Raw genomic sequence first — 23,715 nt, 5'->3', positions numbered from 1 at the left:
CCAGGAGACCTGGCAATGACGCCGCAAGCCCTGACCGACATCGCGAACCTCCGCTCCGTCGAGACGCGGTCCATCTCGCCGGAGAACTTCGACGGCGCGAAGGGTGGTGGCGGCCGGGCGACCGAGGGCACGGGCGCCGCGTGCGCCCGCGACCTCGGCGTCGGCTGGAAGATCTCGCCGAGCGTCGACATCGAGGCCGAGGCCACGTTCGACCTCGCGAGCATCGAGGGCGCCGGCCGCATCACGCACATCTGGCTCACGACGCACCGCAGCAACTGGCGCAGCCTCGTCCTGCGTGCGTACTGGGACGGCGCGAGCGAGCCCGCCATCGAGGTGCCGCTCGGCGACTTCTTCTGCAACGGCTGGGGCCACTTCGCCCAGGTCTCCTCCGCGGTGGTCGCGAGCAACCCCCACGGCGGCTTCAACTCGTACTGGCCGATGCCCTTCCGCGAGGGTGCCCGCCTGACCATCGAGAACCTCGCCGACCGCACCGCCACCGTCTACTACCAGGTGACCTACGAGATCGGACCCGACGTCGAGGCGCAGGTGCAGGGCGCCGGCTACCTCCACGCGCAGTACCGCCGCAGCAACCCGCTGCCCGACCGCGAGACCCACCCGATCGTGACCGGTATCGGGGGCCGTGGTCACTACGTCGGCACCTACATGGCCTGGGGCGTCAACAGTCCGGGCTGGTGGGGCGAGGGCGAGATCAAGTTCTACGTCGACGGCGACCGCGACCTGGCCGATGGCGCGTGGCCGACGATCTGCGGCACCGGCACCGAGGACTACTTCGGCGGCGCCTGGAACTTCGACGTGCCCGGCCAGGGCTACACGAGCTTCTCGACGCCGTACCTCGGCATGCCCCAGGTGCTTCGTCCCGACGGGCTCTACCACTCGCAGCAGCGCTTCGGCCTCTACCGCTGGCACGTCATGGACCCGATCCACTTCGCGCAGGACCTCACCGTCGACATCCAGGCGCTCGGCTGGCGCTCGGGCCACCGCTACAACCCGCTCCACGACGACATCGCCTCGACGGCCTTCTTCTACCTCGACCGCCCGGTCACGAACCGGCCCGACCCCGCCTCGTTCGACGACCTCGAGATCGCCGGCGAGCCGATGGACCCGCTGACCTGACGTGGCACCCGACGCCCATCCCTGGGGCTGGCCCACGGTTACGACGCATGCCGCCGACCGGCTGAGGCGGGTCGCCCTCCCGGTCGGTGGCATCGGCACCGGCACGATCAGCCTCGGCGGTCGCGGCAACCTGCTCGACTGGGAGCTCTTCAACCGACCTGCCAAGGGCTTCACGCCCGAGTCGTTCCTCTGCGTACGCGTCGCAGGGGACGGCGTGCGGGACGGTCAGCAGACCCGCGTCCTCGAGGGCGTGCTGCCCGACACGGAGTACGACGGACCGCTCGGCAGCCCGACCCCGCTCCATGGCCTGCCGCGCTTCCGGCGCGCGACGTTCGCGGCGGCATACCCCTTCGGGACGGTCACGCTCGCGGATCCCGACGTGCCGCTCGACATCACGCTCGGCGCGTTCAACCCACTGGTCCCCGGCGACGCCGACGCGAGCGGGCTGCCCGTGGCGATCCTGCGGATCAGGTTGCGCAACAAGGGCGCCCAAGACCTCGACGTGTCCCTCGCTGCCAGTGTCCACAACGTCCTCGGACGCCAACCGGGCGCGGAGCTCCCGGACGGCAACGGGTACGAGCTGGTCGGCGGCAACGGCTGCACGACGCTCGTCGGGCGCACGACCGTCGACCCGACCGCCGAGTCGTGGGGCACCCTGGCCCTTAGCCTCCTCGACGCGGAGGCCACGAGCGCGCGGACGTCGTGGGCGAAACGCTCGTGGGGCGACTCGCTCCTCGACTTCTGGCAGGACTTCTCCCACGACGGGCTGCTCGACGAGCCTGACCTGCCGGCCCGCGTGCCGACCGGCTCCCTGACGACCGGTCGTCGGCTGGCGCCGGGGGAGCACCTGGATGTCACCCTCGTCATCGCCTGGCACGTGCCCAACAGGCGCGGGTGGCGACACGACCTCGCACCACCACCGGACCACAGTCACTCCGAGGACGTCGTCGGCAACCACTACGCGACCCGCTTCGTCGACGCCGCAGACGTCGTCGACCACGTCGCGGCGCACCTGCCCGCCCTCGAGAAACGCACCCTCGCCCTCACCGGCGCCGTCGCTGCGTCCGACCTGCCGACGGCCGTGCAGGACGCGGCCCTGTCGAACCTCGCGGTGCTGCGCTCGACCACGTGCTTCCGCATCGAGGACGGCACGTTCCTCGGTTGGGAGGGCAGCATGGCCGACCACGGCAGCTGTCACGGCTCGTGCACCCACGTGTGGAACTACCAGTACGCCCTCGAGCAGCTGCACCCCGACCTCGCGTGGTCGATGCGCGAGGTCGAGCTCGTGCACAGCCTCGACGAGCGCGGGCTCATGAGCTTCCGGGCGGGGCTCCCCCTCGCCACCACCGGCACAGGCTGGCGCGTCGCGGCGGCCGACGGCCAGATGGGGGCGCTCGTCCGGCTGCACCGCACGTGGCGGCTGTCGGGCGACACCGAGCGGCTTCGTGCGCTCTGGCCCCACGCTCGTCGCGCCCTCGAGTTCGCGTGGGTCGAGAAGGGCTGGGACGCCGACCGCGACGGTGTCATGGAGGGCTGCCAGCACAACACCATGGACGTCGAGTACTACGGCCCCAACGGAGTCGGGCAGTCGTGGTACCTCGCCGCGCTCGCCGCCTGCGTCGACCTCGCCACCGCCGTCGGCGACGACGACTTCGCGACAACGTGCACCGACCTGCTCGAACGCGGCGCCCGGGCCACCGACGCCCTGCTCTTCAACGGCGACTACTACGAGCAGGACGTCAGGCCGCCCGGCACCGCAGACGCCATCGCCGAGGGGCTGCGGATCCGGTATGCCGGCGACAGCCCCTTCGTCGGGTCCGACGACCTCGTGGAACCAGTGCTCCAGATCGGACCCGGCTGCGGCACAGACCAGCTCGCGGGTCACGCCATGGCCGTGCTCTCCGGCCTCGACGACCGGCTCGACCCTGCACACGTCGCGACCGCCGTGCGCTCGGTGAATCGTGAGAACCACCGCGACGACCTCACCGCGCACGTCAACCACATGCGCAGCTACGCCCTCGGTGATGAGGCCGGCCTGCTCAACTGCACGTATCCCCGCGGCAACCGGCCCGCCCGGCCCTTCCCGTACAGCGAGGAAGTCTGGACGGGCTTCGAGCACACGGCCGCGGTCTGCCTCGCGCTGGAGGGTGAGCACGATCTCGCGGCCGAGGTCGTCGGCGACGTCCGCGACCGCCACGACGGCATGCGACGCAACCCGTTCAACGAGGTCGAGTGCGGCAACCACTACGTCCGTTCGATGGCCTCGTTCGCGCTGCTCCATGCGTGGCCACGCGCGGTCGTCGACCGTGTCGCCGACACCCTGACCGTCGCCCCCGTCCCCGGCCGCTGGGTCGTCGTCGCCGGCGACCGGGTGGGCCACGTTGTCGTCACCGTGGGCCCCGAGGGCGCCACGGCGGCATACGAACCCGTCCTCGGTGATGCGTTCGCCACCGTCCGCGTCAACACCGACTGACGGGTGGAAGTGCCACTCCGACCGGACGCGTCGAGTGGGCTCGTTCACCCGCTGCGAGGGCACGCTGAGAAATCGATTCCCGAAGCCATTGTCTGAGAAATCGATTTCTGACAGACTCCCCGCATGCGCAGCGTTGCGACCCTCGGCGTCGACATCGGGACCTCCTCGAGCAAGGGAGTGCTCGTCGGCGCCTCCGGCGACGTCCTGCGCACCGCCACCCGCAGCCACTCGGTCTCCCGCCCTCGGCCGGGCTGGGTCGAGATGGACGCCGACGTCTGGTGGGACGAGTTCGTCGCCATCAGCCAGGAACTGCTCCAGGGCGCCACAGACATCGAGGTCGCCGCCGTCGGCGTCAGCGGCATGGGACCCTGCGTCCTGCTCGCCGACGAGCACGACCGCCCCGTGCGGCCCGCCATCCTCTACGGCGTCGACACCCGCGCCACCCCGCAGATCGAGCACCTCGACGCCGCCCTCGGCGCCGCCGAGATCCTGCGCCGCTGCGGGTCCGCCCTGACGAGCCAGGCCGGCGGCGCCAAGGTCCGCTGGGTCGCCGAGGAGGAGCCCGACGCGTACGCCCGGGCCCGCCGCCTCTACATGCCGAGCTCATGGCTCGTGCGCCACCTCACGGGCGAGTACGTCCTCGACCACCACTCCGCCAGCCAGTGCACCCCGATGTACGACGTCGAGGTGTGTGACTGGTACTCGCCCTGGGCAACCCTGTGCGCCCCGGGTGTCGACCTGCCGCGCCTGCGGTGGGCCGACGAGGTCGCCGGCGTCGTCACCGACGCGGCCGCCGCCCGCACCGGCCTGCCCGCCGGGATCCCCGTCACCACCGGCACGGTCGATGCCTGGGCCGAGGCGATCAGCGTGCACGCGCACGGCGTCGGCGACCTCATGCTCATGTACGGCTCCACGATGTTCCTCGTCAACACCGTCGACCGCCCGGTCACCGAGCCCTCGCTCTGGGGACCGGTCGGCGCGCTCGAGGGCACGCGCAGCCTCGCCGGCGGCATGGCCACGACTGGCGCCCTGGCCGGCTGGATCAGCGACCTCGTCGGCACCAGCCACGCCCAGCTCGTCGCCGAGGCCGCCCAGCGCCCAGCCGGCTCGAACGGACTGCTCGTGCTGCCCTACTTCGCCGGCGAGCGAACCCCGATCATGGACCCCGACGCGCGCGGCGTCGTCGCCGGACTCACGCTGTCGCACACCCGCGCGGACCTCTACCGCTCCGCCCTCGAGGCCACCGCGCTCGGCGTGCGCCACAACATCGAGACGATGATCGGCGCCGGCGCCACCATCGACCGCGTCGTCGCCGTCGGCGGCGGCACCCAGGGCGCCCTCTGGCCACAGATCGTCTCCGACGTCACCGGACGCGAGCAGGTCGTGCCGACCCACACCGTCGGCGCCTCCTACGGCGGGGCACTGCTCGCCGCCCGCGCGACCGGCACCGACACCGGCGGGTGGAACCCTCCCGCCGCCCTGACCCGACCCGACCCCCGCGTGCGCGAGCGCTACGACGAGCTCTTCACGCTCTACCGCCACCTCTACGCCGGCACCGCCGACGTCACCCACGCCCTCACGGCCATCCAGCACGAGGACGCGCGCCCCCGCGTGCGCGAGACCACCCGTGCCTGACTGCCGTCCCGACACCGGAAGGACCCACCGATGACCACGTATGCCATCCCCCAGCTCCACGAGCCGCCCGCGCTCGAGCGGGGCGTCGTCTACACCGTCGCGAGCGGTGACCTGCGCCTCTCCGCCAACACGACGTGCTGGCCGGTGCAGCAGCAGCTCGAGGCCGACTTCGCCACCGCTGTCGAGGCCCAGGGCTGGACGGTCTGGCGCGCCCACGGCATCGACCCAGACACGGGCCACGGCTTCATCGACAGCCAGCGCCGCGGCATCGAGGTCTTCCGGTCGATCCCGAAGGACGCGCCGCTCGTCGTCGTCGAGGCGGTCTGGCAGTACAGCCACCACGTGCTCGCCGGACTGCGCTCCCACGAGGGGCCGATCCTCGTCGTCGCCAACTGGTCGGGCCGGTTCCCCGGTCTCGTCGGCCTGCTCAACCTGGCCGGCTCGATGACGAAGGCCGGCATCGACTACTCGATCCTCTGGAGCGAGGACTTCACCGACGAGTGGGCCCGCAACGGCCTCAAGACGTGGCTGGCCGACGGCCGCGTCACACACGACCAGAGCCACGTGCGCGACCTCCCGCAGCTCCCGGCGTCCGCCGAGTCCGAGCTCGGTCGGGCGCTCGCGGAGCAGCTGCGCCGCGACAAGGCCGTCGTCGGCGTCTTCGACGAGGGCTGCATGGGGATGTACAACGCGATCTTCGACGACGAGCTGCTCAACCCGCTCGGCATCTACAAGGAGCGCCTCTCGCAGAGCGCGCTCGTCGCCGAGATGAGCCGCGTCTCCGACGGCGAGGCCGAGGCCGTCTATACCTGGCTCAAGGACGCCGGACTCACGTTCCACCTCGGCGCGGACGAGGCGACCGAGCTGACCGAGGCGCAGCTGCGCAGCCAGTTCAGGATGTACGTCGCCGCCCTGCGGATCGCCGACGACTTCGGTCTCGACGCCGTCGGCATCCAGTACCAGCAGGGTCTCAAGGACACGGTGCCGGCGAGCGACCTCGTCGAGGGCCTGCTCAACAACCGCGATCGCCCGCCGGTCACCAGCCGCGACGGCAGCCGCGAGCTGTATGCCGGTGAGCCGCTCCCGCACTTCAACGAGGTCGACTGGGGGGTGGCCGTCGACGCCCTCGTCACGAACCGCGTGTGGAACGCGATGGGTCTCGACCCCGCGACGACGCTGCACGACGTGCGGTGGGGCGAGACGTACGGCGACGACTTCGTCTGGGTCTTCGAGATCTCCGGCTCGGTGCCGGCCTCGCACAACGGCGGCTACGACAAGTCGTACAGCATGCGCCAGCCCCCGATGTTCTTCCCGCTCGGCGGCGGCACGCTCTCGGGCGTCTCGAAGCCGGGTGAGGTCGTGTGGTCGCGGGTGTTCATCATGGACGGCGTGCTGCACGTCGACCTGGGCCGCGCCTCCGCCGTCGAGCTGCCCGCCGGGGAGACGCAGCGTCGCCTCGAGGCCACGGACAAGCAGTGGCCGATCATGCACGCTGTGCTGCACGGCATCGACCGCGACCAGTTCATGGCCCGCCACAAGGCGAACCACGTCAACGTCGTCTACGCCCCCGATGCCGAGACCGCGGACCGCGCGCTCACGGCCAAGGCGGCGATGTTCGACGCCCTCGGCGTCCGCGTGCACCTCTGCGGCGACGTGGCGGTCTGACGTGCCCGGCCTCGTCCTCACCGTCGCACTCGCGTGCTTTGCGCTTGCGGCCACGGCAACCTGCTCGAGCACCCCGCCGGCGGCCGCCGACCGGCGACTCGACGGCGACGCGAAGGCACCCTTCGTCCTCGCCGGCGTCGAGGGTCTGACGAAGGTCGCCCAGCTCACCGGACACGACTCGATGAACCGGACCGCGGACGTCCAGGTCGTCGGCCAGGACCTCGGCTCGATGTTCGACGCCGACGGCAAGACATGGTTCGTCTTCGGCGACACGTTCGGCCAGCGCGACGCCGACCAGTTCGGCGGCGGCGGCACCGAATGGCGGTCCAACACGCTCGCCTGGACCACCGACACCGACCCGACCGACGGCATCACCTTCGGTGGCTACGTGCTCGACGAGCAGGGCCGGGCCAAGGAGGTCATCCCCGGCAAGAAGGTCGACAACGACGAGATGACGATCATTCCCACCTACGGGTTCGCCGCCAACGGAGCCATGTACCTCGCGTACATGTCGGTCCGCCACTGGGGCGACCCCGGCGAGTGGGAGACCAACTACGCCGGCCTCGCGAAGTCTACCGACCGGGGCCAGACGTGGACGCCACTCGCCGCGCCCCGCTGGGGCGGCACGTCGAACTTCGTGCAGGTCAGCGTCACCAACCTCGACGGCACCCTCTACTTCTGGGGCGTCACCCACGGCCGTTTCGGCGGCGTCGCGCTCATGCGGGTCGCCGAGGCCGACGTCGAGCGGCACGACGCGTACGCGTACCTCACCGGCGTCGAGGACGGCGAGCCCGTCTGGGGCAGCGACCCGGCCAAGGCCCACCGGGTCGTCGAGGGCACGGTCGGTGAGCTGTCGGTCGTGTGGAACGACTACCTGGGCCGCTGGCTCATGACCTCCACCGACGGTGCCGCGGAGGCAGCCGTCATCCGCGAAGGCATCACGCCCTGGGGGCCGTGGGGCGAACCGCAACCCCTCGTCACCCAGGCCGACCTGCCCGGGCTCTACTCGCCCTACCTGCACCCGAGGTACGTGACGAACGGCGGTCGCACCGTCTACTTCACGATCTCGCAGTGGGGCCCCTACAACGTCCTCTGGTACCGCGCCGACCTCAAGCGCACGGCCTAGGACGCGCACATGCACGACACACCCGCACCATCAACCATGAGAAACAGAGGAGCAAGGACCATGCGTCAACGGAGACTCACGATCCTCGTCGCATCCGCGGCGGTGTCCGCCTCGCTCGTCCTCGCAGGCTGCGGCGGCGGCTCCGGCGGGGCCGGCAGCAACGGCGGCAACGGGGGGACCGCCGAGATCACCTTCTGGCAGCAGCAGTTCGAGCCGTACCAGCAGAAGTGGTTCAAGTCGTACGTCGACAAGTTCAACGCGTCGCAGACCGCCGTCAAGGTCAAGCTGCAGGTCGTCCCCGGCGACACGTGGACGCAGAAGCTCAAGGCCGCCCAGGCTGCCGGCACGCAGCCCGACGTCGCGACGACGAACTACGGGGGCATCCCGGCCGGCGTCACCAACGGCCAGTTCGCCGAGCTCGACGGGCTCATCCCCGACAAGGCTTGGGGCGACATCACGTCGAACGTCAGCAGCTTCGTCCAGGTCGGCGGCAAGCACTACGCGTACCCGATGCTCGTCGAGCCCTCGACGGTGCTCTACTACCGCACCGACCTCGTGAAGGCCGCCGGGCTCGACCCGAACACGCCCCCCAAGACGTGGGACGAGCTGCTCATGTGGGCCGAGAAGCTGACGAAGGGGAACGTCAAGGGCATGACGATCGCCTCCGTCGCACCCGACCTCGGCTGGTCGAGCTGGGGTCTGCAGTACAACGCGTGTGGCCACCTGCCGATCAGCGACGACTGGTCCGCCGCCAACGCCAAGGACCCGTGCTACACGAAGCTCTTCGAGCTCTACCAGACGCTCTTCCAGAGGGGCTGGATGCCGCAGCAGCCGAAGGTCGGCTACCCCGACGCGACGCCGTACGGCCAGGGCCAGGTCGCGATGATGGCCAACGGATCGTGGGCTGTCGGGCAGCTCAAGCAGAGCTACCCGAAGATGATCCCGAACACCGCCGTCGCGCCGTTCCCGTCGGTCGACGGCGACCCGAGCAAGCCGACCGCCACGCTCGGCGGCTGGACGCTCACGGTCGACTCCAAGTCGAAGAACAAGGCGGCCGCGGCGAAGTTCATCGAGTACCTGCTCGCCGGTGACCCCGCGATCATGGCTGACTTCTTCAAGCAGAGCGGCTTCTCGAAATACACCGTGCGCACGTCGGTCGACGAGGCCCTCGCCTCCGACAAGGACGCGACGTCCGACCCGTTCATGAAGATCATCAGCGAGAAGGTCGTCGCCACCGGCAAGGCGGAACCCGCCTACCCGTTCGACGTGTCGCTCGCGTTCTCCACGGCCATCGAGTCGGTCATGAAGGGCAAGGCCGACATCCCGACGGCCACGCAGACAGCGACGGACGCGATCGACCGCGTCATCAAGCAACAACGGCTCGCCGGCACCGCGCCACAGGCGGGCTGATCGCCCCACCAACACGGCACCAACCCGGCACCGGGAGGGCGGCGGCCACGCCGGCCACGCCCTCCCGGAGCCCGACGCAGCACCACGCACGAACCCGGAGGACCCTCATGACCATGATCGACGTGTCGGCACAGCCGACGGCCCAGGCCACCGAGCTGACCGACCCGAGCGGCACGTCGCGTCGTCGACTCCGGCGTCGCGTCAGGGGGTCCGAGCAGACGCCGCGGCACCTGCGGTCGAACCGCACGGCATACGTCATGATCGCGCCGATGGTGGTGCTGCTCGGGATCTTCGTCATCTGGCCGCTCGTGTACGCGTTCTACCTCAGCTTCTTCGAGATCAGCTTCTACAAGGACGCCGAGTTCGTCGGGCTCGACTTCTACCAGTACGTGCTCACCGACCCCGAGTTCTACGAGTCCCTCGGGATCGGCTTCAGGTTCGCGCTCATGGTGGTGCCGGCGATCCTCGTCCTCGCGCTGCTGCTCGCGAGCTTCATCGCGACGCTGTCGAAGCGGATGGCGGCGTTCATGAAGACGATCGTCTACGTGCCCGCGGTCGTCTCGAGCGTCGTCGCCGCCATCATCTTCGTCTTCATCTACCAGGACGAGGGCGTCGCGAACTGGTTCGTCGGCCTGCTCGGCAAGGGGCCGATCGCCTGGCTCAACACCGAGGGCAGCGCCCTTCCGGCAGTCGCGATCCCGGCGATCTGGCTCGGCTTCGGCGTCTCGACCCTCATCATGCTCGCCGGCATCCTCGACATCCCCGACAGCTACTACGAGTCGGCCAAGCTCGACGGCGCGAACTTCTGGCAGCGCACCCGCTTCATCACGATCCCGTCGCTGCGCAACGTCATCCTCTACCTGCTCGTCACCGGCATCACGCTGACGATCCAGGAGTTCCAGCTGCCCCTCGTCATGACGAACGGCGGGCCCGTCAACGCGACGAACACGCCGAACCTCTACATCTTCAACAGCTTCCGCGACGGGACGCCGTACGCGACGAGCTACTCGCTTACCGCGGCGCTGCTGCTGTTCATCGTCATCGGCACCATCTCGATCATCATCTTCCGGGTCGTCAGCTCCGAGAAGTCGTCGGACGCGTGATGCGTCACCGAAAGGACCTCCGATGAACCGTCAGTGGTATGCCCCGCGCCGGCTCCTCTCCTACCTGCTCGCGGCCGTCATCGCCGTCACCGCGCTCTTCCCCCTCGCCTGGATGGCGATCTCGGGCTTCAAGGGCCAGACCGAGGTGCTGCGCAGCCCCTTCCAGTTCTTCCCCGACGTGTGGAACGTCAACAGCTACCGCGCGATCCTCGAAGACCCGGCCTTCGTGCGCGCCATGGGGATCACGTTCGTCGGGGCGGTCCTCTTCACCGCGGCGAGCCTCGTCGTGAACTCCATGGCGGCGTATGCGTTCGCCCGACTCGACTTCGCCGGCAAGGGCCTCTGGTGGGTCGTCTGCATCACGCCGATGTTCATCCCCGCCATGGCGATCCTGCTGACGTCGTTCGTCGTCGTGAGCAAGCTCGGGATGCTCGACACCCTCGCGGTGCTCATCATCCCGGGCGTCGCGGCGAGCGGGCAGATGTTCTTCCTGCGGCAGTTCTACCTGAACATGCCGTCGGCGGTGGAGGAGGCCGCGCTCATCGACGGGGCGACCCGGTGGCAGATCTTCCTGCGGATCTTCGTGCCGCAGTCGCTCGGGCCGTTCGTCGTCGTGGGCATCGCGTCGTTCCTCGCCTACTGGAACTCGTACGTGTGGCCGGTCCTCGTCGTGTCGAACCCCGACCTGACGCAGATCATGCAGTACCTCGCCACGTTCCGGTCCGCGCGCGGCAACGAGTGGGGCATGCTCATGGCCGGCTCGACCGTCGCGGCCCTGCCGACGATCGTGCTCGTGCTCGTCTTCCAGCGCTACATCGTCAACGGCGTCCGGCTCGCCGGTCTCAAGTGAGCAAGCCTTCGTCGACTAGCCCGCGGCACGGGCTAGTCGGGGTGCGGCTCGTGGCCGGTCAACCGGGTGCTGCACATCATGGCCACCGTCCAGTTGCGTCACGCGACCGAGGGGCGCGCCTACTTCGACCGGAAGAAGGCGACCGGTAAGTCATCCATGGAGGCCATGCGCTGCCTCAAACGGCGCCTGTCTGACCTCGTCTTTGCGACCATGCTCGAAGACCTGAGCAAGGCAGCCGGGACGGGCCCGGGAGGGCAACCGAGTAACGACTCTGACTCCAGCGCGGCCGGCTCACAACTCACCACCGACTCTTCGGACAAGCCACTCCCCGGACCCGCCATCAGCCAGCGTAGAGCCCCACTCGTGCCTGCGTCTTGACACAGAGAGGAGCCATGTGGGTACAACCGTGCGTACCGACAAGCGGCGGAATGACGCGCCAGGCTGAGACCGGCGGACCGGTCGCCGAGCGGACTGATCCGGCTCAGCACGATGGCGGTGTGAGACCGTACAGGAGGCTCGTGCGGGTGCGGGTGCTGAGGTCGAAAGCGCCGTCGGTGGGGACGCCCTCGCGAACGACACCGGTTCGGGCCAGGTCTTCGAGGGGCGTATGTTCGAGGACTTCCTCAAGGGTCGAAAAGATGTACGGGATGAGTCCTTCGACGAGCCGGGACGGGTCGACGTAGAGCTGCTCAGGGTGGCGTTCGGTGATTCCCCAAGTATGGGCCGGCGCAAGGCGGCTCAGGCGGTCGACGAATTCGGCGGCCTCGGCGTGCGGAAGTCGTACAAGGGTTTCTCTGACGGACCCGCTGGAGGCGACCACGGAACCGAGGCCGGCGCCGTGGACTGTGTTGCGGAGGAGCCGGCAGACGGCGAAGAGGTCGTCGGCGGGCCTGTTCCTGTGGAACATCTCGTACAAGGGCGGCACGCCAAGTCCCTTGCGCCAGTCCTTCGATTGCCATCCGGCTCTCCGGCGGTCGTCGAACTGGCGGCCGGCTCCCAAGTGGGCCGCGATGGCTGCGGCGTCGAAAGCTCCAACGACGTTGAACATGAAGGTGTCGAGAGCCTCGGTGGCGTCGTGCCCAGTCTGATTGTCGGCCCGCTGAAGGATGGCGCGGTGGATATTGTCCCGGTGGTTGAGCATCCGGACCAGGCGTTCGAAGAATGACCCGAAGAGGAGCGTTGCGTAGTCGTCGTCCGTGGCCTTGCTGTGGTCGACCAGGGCGCTGCTCCACCGCCACCCGCTGGGGAGTTGGGAACGGACGGCGACCCAGGCCGCGTCGTGCGTACCGAGGTTGAAACTGACTTTGGGCGCCCAGGCGCCCACGTACGGGTCGTCCTTGCGCAGGTACAGCCCAACGACCGCGAGCGCTTCCGCCGCGGTCAGCGCGTTGATGTTGCGTGCGTAGAAGCCGGTCAGGTTGAGTAAGTCCGGGTCGTTGGTAACGGTGATGTGGGCGCGAAGGTCTCCGGACAGGGCTGCCTTGGCATAGCTGTCAAGGGATCTGGTGGGATCCTCGTCAGCTATCCGTTTGAGCTGGCGGTACATCGGGACGGCACCGAGCCACTCGCCACCGTCGTTCTTCGAGAACATGAACGGCCAGTGGTCGCTGGACAGGTCAGGTTCCTGGAAGTGGACGGCGCCGGTACCGGTCTCTCCGGGCTGGGCGAGCCAGTGCAGCTCGATGTCGGACGACCCCTGGCAGAGGGACCAGAGGATGTGCTCGAGCACGGGCGCAGTTGGGCCTTCCCAAGGGCCGGCTTCCACCTGGCGGAGGTCGGCAGGGAGGTCGATGAGGACGCGCAGGGGTCCTTCACCCGAGAAAGGACCTCCCTTGTCGCCGGCGCGTCGCGTCGGCTCGTTGAGCTTCGGAATCGGCACGCAGTCAAGGTAGTCATCCGTGCCCTACCGGACCACTGGTTCCGACTGGCTCGGGTGCGCGCTTGCTGAGAGGAGTCAAGCGGTCAGCGCGATGAGGAGCCCGATCGAGACCAGGCCGCCGTAGAACGGTGCGATGGATCAGGACAGCCAGACTTCGGAGCCCGGTTGGCAACTGCGACGTAGAGCTTGCGGTACGCCTGCTCCTGGCGGAGGTAGTTGGCGTCGAGCCTCGCGAACAACAGGACCGGCGATGCCGAGCAGTCCGATTGTGCCGTCGTCCTTGGTGAGTGCGTAGCCGTAGGTGGCTGTTACGACGGGGGAGCAGCCACCCGTTGGCGGCGGTAAGACGCGGGTGTCTGCGCCAAACTCAGCGGCCGGTCCGCTAGCAATACTTCACCGCTGATCATGTGTGCAAGTCTTGACACGTGGCCGAGAACGAGCGGCTGACAGTCTGGGATTGGCTCCGGCGCTACGCGAAGAGTCAGCCTGGAACTTTCACGTCCCAAGAGGTGTTGTCGTGGTTTCGACGCCATGCGCCCTCCAAGGCAAATGAGCGGACTGTGCGCACTCATGTCCGTGGCGCGTGCTGGAACGTCGGCGACCGATCGCAGTTCTCACATAGGGAGCCCTTCCTCACTCGGCTCGACCGCGGCCTCTTTAGAGCGGCGACGTTGGACGAGGTTGAGCACTGGCGGGCCCTACAGCTTCAGCACCTGCCGGTCTCTGACGGACATTCGCCAGCGGTGGAGGATAGCCCTCAGGAACTTGGTACCCCGACGCGGGCAAAGATTGAGTTGACATCGACGGCACCAATTAAGGAGGCGTCGGCCGGATCCGAGGACTGGCACACCGAGGCAAATGTCCAGGCGTCCGTCGTAACCGCGCTGGCAGCCGACGGGTGGCGGATCTTGTCGGTGGCCAACACGGCGACTAGGGAGCATGGCATCGACGTGATCGCCTCCCGCGACGGTCAGACGCTCGGTATCGAAGTCAAGGGCTATCCCAGCCGCGGTTACGCCGACCCAGCGCGCGCCGGTGAGATCAAGCGCACCCAGCCGAGTACCCAAGCCGCCCACTGGTATTCGCAGGCGATATTGGCCGCGATGCGGTTGCGTGGCAAGGAGCCGACGTGGCGCAGCGTCGTCGCGCTGCCGAACTTCCCGCGCTACCGCGACTTGCATTCTGAAACGGCCGGCTCGCTGGCCGCGGCGCAGATCGAGGTGTGGTGGGTCGATCAGAACGGCATGGAGGATCGGCCGTGATCGGCGCCCGGTGGTTCGCGCGACCGGAAGGCGAGGGGCTCACGCTCCGGAAGGCCCCGCAACTGGCAAGCTGGAACAAGGCCACAGATCCCGACCAAGTCAGGTTGCGCGAATACCTGAAGGACACGGCCGAGTTGCTCGCCCCCTCCCTCATGAGAGGTCCGTGGGCGCTTCGACTCGACGTCGGCCTGCCCACGGGGCGCAACCTCATCGATCTGGCCGACCTGGACAACTACGCCTTCCCGCCACCCTACTGCGCAGCCAGGACCTGGTGTCGGTGTGGTGCACCAAGCGACACGCGGAGACCTCACGGGCCCCTCGTGGTCCGCGCGCAGGAGGTGGCCGCCCCGGAAACGACCTTCACCAAGCGCACCAGTGCCTCGTCCCAGACCAAGGCCTACAAGGAGCAGGTGCGATCCTCGGTGGCTCACGCCACCGAGCTCCCGCCGGGTGGCGTGCATCTGGAGCTCGCCTTCGTCGTCGGTCCGCGCCGCAACTGGCTCAACCTCTGGAAGCCCACGATCGACGCCCTTGATCCGCTGCTCGGGCGCACTCGACCGGATCGAGACTGGCATCCGAACGACGGCCGGATCATCGACCTCGGGCTGCACGTCAATGTCGATTCCTCGCTCGGCCATGATGTGCTCATCACCATCGCCGCCACCCACGCCGACGCCGGGCCGGCCTGAGGAAGCCAAGGCGACCGCGGCGATCTCTGGCTTAGGGCGTCGACCAACGCCTTCTCGCGGCGGGAAGCCGCGGCCCTCGTGCCCGGAAAACGGAACGAACGGATCCCCTATGCGGCGGGTGCAGCAAGCTGCCCGCGCAGGGCCCGGCCCACGGAGGAGCCCACCAGCAGGCCGAGAGAGATCGCGATGGCAACGCCCAGCAGACCGAGAGCGACGTCGGAGGCGGACTCACGACCCGCAGCCAGCTCCGTGACACCCACAAGGCCCAGGCTTCCCGGTACGAGGAGCCAGAACGCTGGGAGGAAGAGCACGAGACGGGGCAGCTGTGGGCGTCGAAGCTCGACCACGCTGGAGCCGAGGCTGGCCGCAATCGCCCCGAGGAAGCCCCCGAGGCCGATCGAGCCGAGCTGTTGCCCGGCGAGCTGAGCCCCGAAGGCCAGACTCAGCACGAGCAGGACCCAACCCTGCATGCGCAGCGGAACTCCCTCCATCAGGCAGATGCTCGACCCGATGAGCACCAAACCAACAGGAGCGGCGGCCCAGCCGATCTCGTCCACCCGGAGGTTTACCAGGCTCGAGGCCGGCACACGCAGCAAGGCCGTGGCCACGAGCAGTCCCAGCGCGAACAACCCGAGTTGCACCAGACCGTAGGTCAGCCTGGCCGAACCCGCCTGCATGTGCCCGGCGGCGAGCTCTGACATTCCGTTGACGACGAGCGCTCCGGGAAGCAGGACCGCCAGTGGGGGCAAGACTGTGCGCAAGGGACCGCCGAGCAGTCCGGCGTTGGCGGCGCCGAACACGGCCAAGGACACGGCGAACGCGGCAAGGGTGGGAAGCAGGGCCTTGACGACTTCGTACCGCTCGGCCAGTTGAACGAGCCCGAATACGAGGACTGCGCCGGCCGCGGCCGCAGCGACGTTGGCCCAGCCGGGTTGCAGGATCAGCGCGATCCCTACGGCGAGCACGGGCCAGGCCAGGGCGAGCAACCACGACGGTTGCTGGACTGGACGATGCGCGACCGCCGCCAACTGTTCGCGGGCGGCGCCAGGTCCCAGCTCGCCGTGGACCACTTGGTGGCGGATGAGGCGGACGCTCGCGGCCTGGTGGAGGCGCAAACCGGGCGGAGCCGAGCGATAGGTCGTGGGACCTCCCTCGGTCAGGGTGACGAGCAGACCTGTGGGGCCAACTGCCGCCTGGATACCGGGAAAGCCGAGCTGGACGCCTACCTCGGCCAGCTCCTCCTCGATCTCCTGTGCCGGCTGCCCGGCTGCGATCCTGGCAGTACCGAGCTCAGCCAACAGGGCGCGCGTCTCGGCTCGCTGGTCCCCATCGACATCACCGGGTGGGGGCATCACGACTCAGCGCGGGTCGACGGCCGTGGGCAGAACGAGTTCGCGCATGGAGCTGAAGGCCGGTACTCAGTCATTGACGCCCGCCGTCCTCCAGAGTTGTTGGGCTTCTAGCGAAGCGGCGGCTGCCCGGCGCCTCATGTCTCGGCATGCTTGCATCATGTCAAAGCGCATCATCCGGCCCGCATCGGCGCCACCTCCATCTGCAGCGCTTCACTAGATCGGCCCAAGGCCTGGGGATCCGCACGAACAAAAGCGTTGAACGCGGCGGAAAGACGCGGCTTGCGACCACCGCTTGAACGAGGCGATCGCGGGATGTGGGGCCCGTAGCCGGCCGTTCTTTGGGCCGCTGGGAAGAGGAGAGCGACGGCGTGGTGCTGTTCTTCAGGCCCTTCATGACATGCGCCTACCAGCGACCTGCCCTTTAGGCCACAAGGGCAAGATGAGCCCGTGTCGTTTTCGGCAGCGGAGCGGCGGGTACCTCGTGAGCATGACCGACTCCGTCATCGCCGTCCTCGACATCGACGGAACGCTTGTCGACTCCAACTACCATCACGCGCTCGCTTGGTACCGGGCGCTGCGCTCGGTGGGGGAGACCTTCCCAGTGTGGCGGCTGCACCGGCTGATCGGCATGGGCGGGGACCACGTGGTCATCGCTGTTGGAGGCGAGGACCTTGAGCGCAGGGTCGGCGACCAGGCGCGGGAGCAGCAGGGCAGGGAGGTCGATGCGCTGCTGGAGGAGATGGCGCCGTTGCCCGGGGCCCGCGATCTGCTCGTGGCGATCAAGGAGCGCGGCCACCGGCTGGTGCTGGCCAGCTCTGGTCAGCAGCGTCACGTGGACTTCTTCCTGGACCTGCTCGATGCCCGTGACATCGTCGACGACTGGACCACGAGCGCGGACGTCGAGGCATCCAAGCCGGCGCCGGACCTGCTCCAGGTGGCGCTGAAGAAGGTGGGCGCGCCGCCCGACGCGGCGAGCGTGATGGTCGGCGACTCGGTGTGGGACGTCGAGGCGGCAAAGAGGGCCGGGATGCCCGCGATCGTTGTCCGGTCGGGCGGCTTCGGCGACGATGAGCTCACAGACGCTGGTGCCATTGCCATCTACGACACTCCCGGCGACCTCGCGAAGGGTCTGGGCGACACTCCACTCGCCTGAAGCCCCTGCCGCCGGAGCTCGACCGGACCTCACGGCTGGCCTGCGTTCCGCGTTCATGGCAAGCACATGCAGGGCCGCGTTCTGCTGGAGGGGGCCTAAGGGCGACGGTCGCATCGCGGAACGTCCACGCCTACTGTCGGCGATGAGCCAAGAACCTGCCAAGGACCCCGTCCGAACCCGCGCTGAGTTTCTTCCCGAGGAGCCGGCAGCAGGCAGCGATGACCCTAGACGCAGGCCCGCGCGAGTCTCACCGAGTCGGAGGAGCGCACCGAGCACGCGGACCGCACGCGATACGAGTCCACCCAGACGCCGGACGAGATGTATTGACCCCATGCTCGGGAACCGCGACTCACCAACGTCGGCATGATCGGACGGCTGCGGTGACGGTCGCTTGGAGCATTGCAGTACCCGTGGACTGCCTCCAAGCAGTCCTCGTAAGCGTAGTTCCCTGTCGCCATGGGGGCCGTCAATCCGGGCCACGAGCGCGGGTCGGGGTGCTCGACGGACCTCCACGTCGGCGCCCATCGCAGCCAAGGCCGTTCTGATCTCAGCCGGATCGGGGTGTTCCACCGATAGAGAACTCAGGCTGAGGCCGACCGGCGCATCGGCCGCCGGCTGGCGGGTGTCTCCCCAACTGATGAGGAACAGAATCAGGCCGGCAACCTGCGCATTGGCGGTCACCCGCCAGCGCAGCCGGCTGCCGGTTGCGTCCTCCCGGTGCCCGTCGACCACAGGGCCGGGATCGAATCCGCGCGAGCGCGCGTACGTACGCGCGGCCTCGATGTCGTCGACTGCGACCGCCCATCCAACCAAGCCTCCCTGGGTGATGCCCTCAACGCCGTAAGGCCGAGGCGTCGCCGGCGCCGGCTGGCTGGGGTCTGGGGCAATGAGCTCCAGGTAGGTCCTCGGCCCCAACGCAAGCAGCTTGTTGTGAGTGCCTCGGCCCGGTGTTTGCCGCCCCCGGTCGCTTCGACACCCACGTGGCGATGCAGTAAAGCCACAGCAGCGTGGAGGTCGGGATGGGCATGGATGAGGTGATCGATCAGCATGCTCGCTCCATAGCCAGCAGTGTGGGACGGACAGACAGACCCAGAATGCCCAGGCCAACTGATGCCATGCGCACTTCGGTCGAGGAAGCTCACTTGCGTTCGAGCGCCACAGCCGAAACCACAGGCGGCGGAAAGACGCAACCCGGCTGTGGCCCGTGCATCAGCTCGAACTGACGCTCAGCGGCCATTCACGTGTGCCGGTGAACGGGCTATTTGGTCAGCGCTCACCCCAGTGTCCACCGGTCTACTGCGTTGGCGCCCAGACCTTTTAGCGGGCGTTTGGTGAGGGGTTGCCAGGACTACACGGCTGACGTCGACCGCGCGGCCTCGCTACGGTGAGGTTGTCGAAGGGAACTTCCATGGAGACTGTTGCGATCGGCGTACTGGGCGAGAAGTTGTTGGCGGAGGCTCGGTCTGCCTCGAGCGGCCGGTACGGAGTCACCATCCAGGGGGGACACGTTCATTCGCTGCGCCAGACGCTGATCGGGGTCGAAGCCGGCCACACACTCGACGAGCACGAGAACACCGGCGAGGTGACGCTCCAGTTGATTCGCGGCCGCGCGCGGGTCGTCGCGGCGTCCGATGCAGTTGAGTTGGTTGCGGGCGACTACGTCGTGATCCCGCTCCAGTGGGACTCCTTCGAGGCGCTCGAGGACACCGTGGTCCTGCTCACGGCCGCCGTCCAGGGCACACCGGACTGACGTCCGCCCGGAGCCCACTGCAGTCGATGCGCTCGCGGAGCGGCATGAGCGGACACCTTCGGACTAGGTCAAGGTCAGCCGGAGCGGATCAACGGCGCTGGCTGGCCATGCTTGGTCGGAGCTGTCAACGAACCAGACCGCGCGGGGAGTCGTGTCGCGATCAGCCGCCCGAGCCGGGCGACCTCCTCGCCTGAAGCGCACTCGACCATCAGCGCCTCGAAGCTGGTGAGGTCCGGGGCGCGGTCGCCGTTGGCAGTGGTGAGCCGGTCAAGACCGACGCGCTCCTCCCGGGAGAGGGCTATGGCGTAGATCAGCGCGCTCGATTCCCGGCTGTCACTAGCAGTCCGTATGTGGCCGTCCCTGGTGACAAGGGCGCCCTCGGTCCTCAGGACATCAGCAACCTGATCCCAGAGCCCGGCTATGTCTGCGAACGCGAGTACCGAGGCAACCATGCCGCGAGCCTAAATCGGCCGCCCTGCGGCATGAGCGGCCCGCGCCTAGAGTATTAAGTCGTGCGTCAGCCACAGACGAACCTGAAGGTTCTTCGTCGCTCTAACAGGAAGCCTCGACAGGGCGACCTCTTCGTGATGCAACCTGATCACGCTTTCTTGTTCGGGCGAGTCATCAGAGCGCAGCCGACGCCGGCGCCCATGCCGCTCTCCTACCTCATCTACGTGTACGCGGACCGCTCGCTAAGGAAAGAGCCGTCCTCCGTGACGCTGCGGCCCGATCGGCTGCTGCTGCCCCCGGTGTTCATCAACCGCATGCCCTGGACAAAGGGCTACTTCGAGACCGTGGGGCATGAGTTCTTGGACGAGGTCGCGGTACTGCCGCAGCACTGCTTCTGGGATGCGGCCCGAGCTCGATACGTGGACCTTCAGCAGAATCGCCTCCCGGGTGAGATTCAGCCCTGCGGCGACTGGGCGTTGGCCAGCTACCGGTGGCTAGATGACGGGTGAGCGATGCGTTGGGAATCCCACGAGTTCCCGAAGACTGACGCCCGACTGCTGTCCGCTCATCGGCATGTAGGTGAAACCGCACGCCGACAAGCGGCGAAAAGACGCGAGCCTCCTATGCGATTCCGGTGGCGGCTCGAAGGCGAGTGCGGACCGACACGTACGCGGTCACACCGTCGCCATCCGGTGCTGCGACGCGGATAACCGGCGCATATCCCATCGCGGGTGTCATGAGGTCTCGAAGCGCATCGTTGTAGGCGCGCTGCCTCTGTCGGCCGCCTGGACCAAATCCAACAGCAGGCTTATCCCGTCGGTACCGGTCTGAGCGTGGGGCGAGCTGCTGACAGAGACGCTTGTACTCAGGAAGATCGAAGCCGAGGGGAGTGGTCTCTGGGTACAGGTTCAAGGTGACGAGCCGGAATGACGTGAAGTGCTGGCTCTCGTCGACCTCGACGTAGACTCCTGTCTCGAGGTGGACGAAGTCGCCGGGCAAAGCGGTCATCCGCTTTCCTGCCATCTCCCACTCAATCCCGCCGAGGGCCTCGAAGATGGCTCGCATGGCTGCGACTGCGGGCGATGCCTGTTCCGGCAGACCGAAGTGGCCACGTTGGTTCAGCCACGGGACCCGGGCGCGGGTCAGTTCGACCCCGTCCTGTTGAGCCGCCAACGCGAAAGCCGTCTCGCAGTGACCTCTGGCCATTCCGTAACGGTACTCACGGGGTGAGGTCGGCGCCGTGCTCGCGGCGCAAAGACCCATCGGCCATGGTGTTCTACTGGCTGGAGTCGATCAACTCGCCGTTGGGGGTGGTTCCTTAGTCGCTTGGTGACCGGCGGTCGATCGCGTCGTGATTCTGGGCGCCGTTTCACGGCGCATCCGTTCTCGGACCGTCGTTAGGGGGAGTGCTCCCATGTGGAGCACGCCGTCCTGGCCTCGCGCCAATGCTCGCACGACGCCAAGCCCCAAGCGGGCGGCGCAATCCGGACCGTAACCCAAAGCCGCCGAGTTCGGATCGGAAAGCGCATGGCCGCATTGAAGGCAATGTGAGATCGTTTCACCGGCTTGCCGTCTTTGCCAAAGTCGTCGCGCCACGTGGAATGCTCGTAGGTCATTCTTGGCGAGGTCAACAGTGTCGACCTGATGATGGACGGACTTTGGCGACAAAAGGCCCAGGCGTTTGACCAAGAGAAAGGTGAGGCTGTCCGCGACCTCCAGCGGTGTGCGTAGGACCCAAGTCGCAAGCACGGGACCTAGGAGGGGCCCTTGGTCTAGCTTCACCCGATGGGTCACATCGACCATCGCCCCAAGGTCCGCCTGCTTCCACAAGAAGAATCCGGAAGTTTCCAGGCTGGTGGCTACATGGGCGTCATCAGTAACCGCCCATAGCACCCATGCTGCGCGCCCGAGCAAGATGGTGTGGTCAACGTGAAGCCGCAAGCCAGGGTGGCGGCCCTCATTGACGGATAGAGCGATGTGTGCGGTCTGAGGGTCGAACGCCCGGTTCTGGATGCGTTCACGGTAGGTTCGCCAGCCACCGGCGGCGCCGGAGGGGTTGTGGAACAGCCGCCACTCTTCGGGAACTTGGCTATCGGTGAAGGACCACCGGAGCTGCCGCGGACTCTGGTCGAGCGAGGCCCCCCGACTCAGCCAGCGTCCGTCCCACTTCAGGAAGAGATCCGGCCGTCGATTCAGAACGATGAGGACGTCGCCAACATCGAACCTCGGGCCTAGACGCTGCGCTAGTGAACTCAGCGTGAGCCCGGCGGGACGCTCCGCGAGCGCCTTCTCCACCGTGCTGGTGCGCAACACTGATCTGTCGGCGCTGCGATAGCCAAGGATTCCCACAGCCGCATGCTTCCGCAAGGAATCGCTCCTCGCCGTCGAACGCCGATATTTGGGGCCGCGGCGCGGGTGAGGGTTATCGCTAACTCGCGGCGGAAGCGTCGCAACCCGGCTGTGGCCCGTGCATCAGCTCGAACTGACGCTCGGCGGCCATTCACGTGGGCCGGTGAACGGGCTATTTGGTCAGCGCTCACCCCAGTGTCCACCGGTCTACTGCGTTGGCGCCCAGACCTTAGCGGGCGTTTTGGTGAGGGGTTGCCAGGACTACACGGCTGACGTCGACCGCGCGGCCTCGCTACGGTGAGGTTGTCGAAGGGAACTTCCATGGAGACTGTTGCGATCGGCGTACTGGGCGAGAAGTTGTTGGCCGAGGCTCGGTCTGCCTCGAGCGGCCGGTACGGAGTCACCATCCACGGGGGACACGTTCATTCGCTGCGCCAGACGCTGATCGGGGTCGAAGCCGGCCACACACTCGACGAGCACGAGAACACCGGCGAGGTGACGCTCCAGTTGATTCGCGGCCGCGCGCGGGTCCTTGCGGCGTCCGATGCAGTTGAGTTGGTCGCGGGCGACTACGCGGTGATCCCGCTCCAGTGGGACTCCTTCGAGGCGCTCGAGGACACCGTGGTCCTGCTCACGGCCGCCGTCCAGGGCACACCGGACTGACGTCCGCCCGGAGCCCACTGCAGTCGATGCGCTCGCCGAGCGGCATGAGCGGAAGGCTTTGGCGGCTAGTCAGCCATCCATCGAACGGGCATCCAGGAGGGCCCCGGTCACCAAGAGGACGAGCCCGGCGACAGCGAGCACGATGGTCGTAGCCAGTGCACCCCCGGTGAAGGCGAAGAACGCCATGAGGAGGAGAGCAGCTCCCACGAACACCATGCCCATACGACGACCATATCCGCCCGGGCAGGGCGCGAACTCAACGCGGCAGTAGCGGACGTTCTGACGGCAGTGGCCTGGCGGGTCAGTCAGACTCGCGTGGCTCGCTCACGAAGCCTTCGGTCCAGCGGTCTTCCCCGAGCGTATAGCCGTCGATCATGAACCAGTCCGGCTCATCTTTGAAGCCCGGCAGTTGTCTGGTTCGGGCCATCGCTGCTTCGGCCGCCTATTCATCCTCGTAGGCGCCGATGATCTTGAAGTCGTCGTACTCCTCGTCGTACGCCAGCTCGCCGTCCTCGTCACGGTGTTCGGTTGGCGAGCCATCGAGGTTGCGAGCGTGCCGTACGTGCCACACGAGGAACACATCCATTCGCCGACCGTAGCGGTGCCGAAGGGCCTGATCCGGACTAACCGTTAGCGGCAGAAGCGGACGTTGCACGCTTCCTTGGCCGCTCCGCCCTGCTCAGCGAGTGGGAGCGATGGGTGCGGTCGTCGGCTCGAGGGGTACCGGCGTTCCAGTCTGCGGTGCAGGCTTACCCGGGGCGCTGACGTACGC

General features: G+C 67.9%; 21 protein-coding genes and 1 pseudogene. 14 read left to right on the top strand and 8 right to left on the bottom strand.

Annotated elements, in window-relative coordinates; translation table 11 throughout:
* The first annotated feature begins 15 nt into the window (after positions 1–15).
* The 8 genes from ACFQU3_RS19495 (at position 16) to ACFQU3_RS19460 (ending at position 11,396) form a co-directional block, all read left to right on the top strand.
* Complete coding sequence (locus ACFQU3_RS19495) at positions 16–1,134, top strand: glycoside hydrolase family 172 protein (RefSeq protein ID WP_385912834.1); 1,119 nt, start codon at positions 16–18, stop codon at positions 1,132–1,134.
* 1 nt (position 1,135) lies between these two features.
* A complete protein-coding gene (locus tag ACFQU3_RS19490) occupies positions 1,136–3,607 on the top strand; it encodes a GH116 family glycosyl-hydrolase (RefSeq protein ID WP_385912832.1) in 2,472 nt (823 codons plus the stop codon).
* 123 nt (positions 3,608–3,730) lie between these two features.
* The gene (locus tag ACFQU3_RS19485) at positions 3,731–5,242 is read left to right on the top strand and encodes an FGGY-family carbohydrate kinase (protein ID WP_385912830.1); all 1,512 of its coding nucleotides are present in this window, start codon (positions 3,731–3,733) and stop codon (positions 5,240–5,242) included.
* 30 nt (positions 5,243–5,272) lie between these two features.
* A complete protein-coding gene (locus tag ACFQU3_RS19480; protein ID WP_385912828.1) occupies positions 5,273–6,907 on the top strand; it encodes a fucose isomerase in 1,635 nt (544 codons plus the stop codon).
* 1 nt (position 6,908) lies between these two features.
* A complete protein-coding gene (locus ACFQU3_RS19475) occupies positions 6,909–8,033 on the top strand; it encodes a DUF4185 domain-containing protein (protein WP_385912826.1) in 1,125 nt (374 codons plus the stop codon).
* 60 nt (positions 8,034–8,093) lie between these two features.
* On the top strand, positions 8,094–9,443 hold the full coding sequence (locus tag ACFQU3_RS19470; protein WP_385912824.1) for an extracellular solute-binding protein: 1,350 nt from the start codon (positions 8,094–8,096) through the stop codon (positions 9,441–9,443).
* A gap of 107 nt (positions 9,444–9,550) precedes the next feature.
* Positions 9,551–10,546 (top strand): carbohydrate ABC transporter permease, encoded by a 996-nt coding sequence (locus ACFQU3_RS19465; protein WP_385912822.1) that lies wholly within the window; start codon positions 9,551–9,553, stop codon positions 10,544–10,546.
* Positions 10,547–10,568: 22 nt separating this feature from the next.
* Entirely contained in the window at positions 10,569–11,396 is an 828-nt protein-coding gene (locus ACFQU3_RS19460; RefSeq protein ID WP_385912820.1) for a carbohydrate ABC transporter permease, read from the top strand.
* A 481-nt stretch (positions 11,397–11,877) separates the two neighbouring features.
* Here ACFQU3_RS19460 and ACFQU3_RS19455 read toward each other — a convergent pair whose 3' ends face one another.
* Positions 11,878–13,275 (bottom strand): hypothetical protein, encoded by a 1,398-nt coding sequence (locus ACFQU3_RS19455; protein WP_385912818.1) that lies wholly within the window; start codon positions 13,273–13,275, stop codon positions 11,878–11,880.
* 425 nt (positions 13,276–13,700) lie between these two features.
* Here ACFQU3_RS19455 and ACFQU3_RS19450 point away from each other — a divergent pair, with 425 nt between their 5' ends.
* Both ACFQU3_RS19450 and ACFQU3_RS19445 read left to right on the top strand, forming a co-directional pair.
* Positions 13,701–14,537, top strand: a complete 837-nt coding sequence (locus tag ACFQU3_RS19450; protein ID WP_385912816.1) for a hypothetical protein — start codon at positions 13,701–13,703, stop codon at positions 14,535–14,537.
* A complete protein-coding gene (locus ACFQU3_RS19445; protein WP_385912814.1) occupies positions 14,534–15,226 on the top strand; it encodes a hypothetical protein in 693 nt (230 codons plus the stop codon). The genes ACFQU3_RS19450 and ACFQU3_RS19445 overlap by 4 nt, the downstream gene beginning before the upstream one ends.
* A 107-nt stretch (positions 15,227–15,333) precedes the next feature.
* On the opposite strand, the gene ACFQU3_RS19440 is transcribed toward ACFQU3_RS19445, so the two are convergent.
* Positions 15,334–16,524 (bottom strand): threonine/serine exporter ThrE family protein, encoded by a 1,191-nt coding sequence (locus ACFQU3_RS19440; RefSeq protein ID WP_385912812.1) that lies wholly within the window; start codon positions 16,522–16,524, stop codon positions 15,334–15,336.
* A 541-nt stretch (positions 16,525–17,065) separates the two neighbouring features.
* Between ACFQU3_RS19440 and ACFQU3_RS19435 the strand changes: the two genes are divergently transcribed.
* Positions 17,066–17,731, top strand: coding sequence for an HAD family hydrolase (locus ACFQU3_RS19435; protein WP_385912810.1), 666 nt, complete (start codon positions 17,066–17,068; stop codon positions 17,729–17,731).
* A 537-nt stretch (positions 17,732–18,268) separates the two neighbouring features.
* On the opposite strand, the pseudogene ACFQU3_RS19430 reads toward ACFQU3_RS19435, so the two are convergent.
* Positions 18,269–18,838: pseudogene (locus ACFQU3_RS19430) on the bottom strand (VOC family protein); the annotation flags it as partial.
* 301 nt (positions 18,839–19,139) lie between these two features.
* On the opposite strand from ACFQU3_RS19430, the gene ACFQU3_RS19425 reads away from it, so the two are divergent.
* The gene (locus tag ACFQU3_RS19425; RefSeq protein ID WP_385912808.1) at positions 19,140–19,481 is read left to right on the top strand and encodes a LuxR family transcriptional regulator; all 342 of its coding nucleotides are present in this window, start codon (positions 19,140–19,142) and stop codon (positions 19,479–19,481) included.
* A gap of 74 nt (positions 19,482–19,555) precedes the next feature.
* On the opposite strand, the gene ACFQU3_RS19420 is transcribed toward ACFQU3_RS19425, so the two are convergent.
* Entirely contained in the window at positions 19,556–19,933 is a 378-nt protein-coding gene (locus ACFQU3_RS19420) for a hypothetical protein (protein WP_385912806.1), read from the bottom strand.
* Positions 19,934–19,993: 60 nt separating this feature from the next.
* Between ACFQU3_RS19420 and ACFQU3_RS19415 the strand changes: the two genes are divergently transcribed.
* Positions 19,994–20,440, top strand: coding sequence for an Imm26 family immunity protein (locus ACFQU3_RS19415; RefSeq protein WP_385912804.1), 447 nt, complete (start codon positions 19,994–19,996; stop codon positions 20,438–20,440).
* 112 nt (positions 20,441–20,552) lie between these two features.
* Here ACFQU3_RS19415 and ACFQU3_RS19410 read toward each other — a convergent pair whose 3' ends face one another.
* Both ACFQU3_RS19410 and ACFQU3_RS19405 read right to left on the bottom strand, forming a co-directional pair.
* Entirely contained in the window at positions 20,553–21,137 is a 585-nt protein-coding gene (locus ACFQU3_RS19410; protein ID WP_385912802.1) for a hypothetical protein, read from the bottom strand.
* An 87-nt stretch (positions 21,138–21,224) separates the two neighbouring features.
* Positions 21,225–21,734 (bottom strand): DUF6011 domain-containing protein, encoded by a 510-nt coding sequence (locus ACFQU3_RS19405; RefSeq protein ID WP_385912879.1) that lies wholly within the window; start codon positions 21,732–21,734, stop codon positions 21,225–21,227.
* Between the two features lie 867 nt (positions 21,735–22,601).
* Between ACFQU3_RS19405 and ACFQU3_RS19400 the strand changes: the two genes are divergently transcribed.
* The gene (locus ACFQU3_RS19400) at positions 22,602–22,943 is read left to right on the top strand and encodes a LuxR family transcriptional regulator (protein ID WP_385912800.1); all 342 of its coding nucleotides are present in this window, start codon (positions 22,602–22,604) and stop codon (positions 22,941–22,943) included.
* A gap of 69 nt (positions 22,944–23,012) precedes the next feature.
* Here ACFQU3_RS19400 and ACFQU3_RS19395 read toward each other — a convergent pair whose 3' ends face one another.
* A complete protein-coding gene (locus ACFQU3_RS19395) occupies positions 23,013–23,165 on the bottom strand; it encodes a hypothetical protein (RefSeq protein WP_385912798.1) in 153 nt (50 codons plus the stop codon).
* Between the two features lie 220 nt (positions 23,166–23,385).
* Positions 23,386–23,529 (bottom strand): hypothetical protein, encoded by a 144-nt coding sequence (locus ACFQU3_RS19390; protein WP_385912796.1) that lies wholly within the window; start codon positions 23,527–23,529, stop codon positions 23,386–23,388.
* Between the last annotated feature and the right edge of the window lie 186 nt (positions 23,530–23,715).

This window comes from Terrabacter sp. GCM10028922 (assembly GCF_042666095.1).
Classification (GTDB): Bacteria; Actinomycetota; Actinomycetes; order Actinomycetales; family Dermatophilaceae; genus Terrabacter.
Note: the sequence above shows the minus strand (reverse complement) of the source record. Positions and strands in the feature narration are given on the sequence as shown.

Excerpts from the sequence above, each read along its gene's own strand:
- ACFQU3_RS19495 (WP_385912834.1), top strand. The coding sequence starts at position 16 with ATGACGCCGCAAGCCCTGACCGACATCGCGAACCTCCGCTCCGTCGAG.
- ACFQU3_RS19485 (WP_385912830.1), top strand. The coding sequence starts at position 3,731 with ATGCGCAGCGTTGCGACCCTCGGCGTCGACATCGGGACCTCCTCGAGC.
- ACFQU3_RS19480 (WP_385912828.1), top strand. The coding sequence starts at position 5,273 with ATGACCACGTATGCCATCCCCCAGCTCCACGAGCCGCCCGCGCTCGAG.
- ACFQU3_RS19470 (WP_385912824.1), top strand. The coding sequence starts at position 8,094 with ATGCGTCAACGGAGACTCACGATCCTCGTCGCATCCGCGGCGGTGTCC.
- ACFQU3_RS19465 (WP_385912822.1), top strand. The coding sequence starts at position 9,551 with ATGACCATGATCGACGTGTCGGCACAGCCGACGGCCCAGGCCACCGAG.
- ACFQU3_RS19460 (WP_385912820.1), top strand. The coding sequence starts at position 10,569 with ATGAACCGTCAGTGGTATGCCCCGCGCCGGCTCCTCTCCTACCTGCTC.
- ACFQU3_RS19435 (WP_385912810.1), top strand. The coding sequence starts at position 17,066 with ATGACCGACTCCGTCATCGCCGTCCTCGACATCGACGGAACGCTTGTC.
- ACFQU3_RS19425 (WP_385912808.1), top strand. The coding sequence starts at position 19,140 with ATGGAGACTGTTGCGATCGGCGTACTGGGCGAGAAGTTGTTGGCGGAG.
- ACFQU3_RS19420 (WP_385912806.1), bottom strand. The coding sequence starts at position 19,933 with ATGGTTGCCTCGGTACTCGCGTTCGCAGACATAGCCGGGCTCTGGGAT.
- ACFQU3_RS19410 (WP_385912802.1), bottom strand. The coding sequence starts at position 21,137 with ATGGCCAGAGGTCACTGCGAGACGGCTTTCGCGTTGGCGGCTCAACAG.
- ACFQU3_RS19405 (WP_385912879.1), bottom strand. The coding sequence starts at position 21,734 with ATGGTCGATGTGACCCATCGGGTGAAGCTAGACCAAGGGCCCCTCCTA.
- ACFQU3_RS19400 (WP_385912800.1), top strand. The coding sequence starts at position 22,602 with ATGGAGACTGTTGCGATCGGCGTACTGGGCGAGAAGTTGTTGGCCGAG.
- ACFQU3_RS19395 (WP_385912798.1), bottom strand. The coding sequence starts at position 23,165 with ATGGGCATGGTGTTCGTGGGAGCTGCTCTCCTCCTCATGGCGTTCTTC.
- ACFQU3_RS19390 (WP_385912796.1), bottom strand. The coding sequence starts at position 23,529 with ATGGATGTGTTCCTCGTGTGGCACGTACGGCACGCTCGCAACCTCGAT.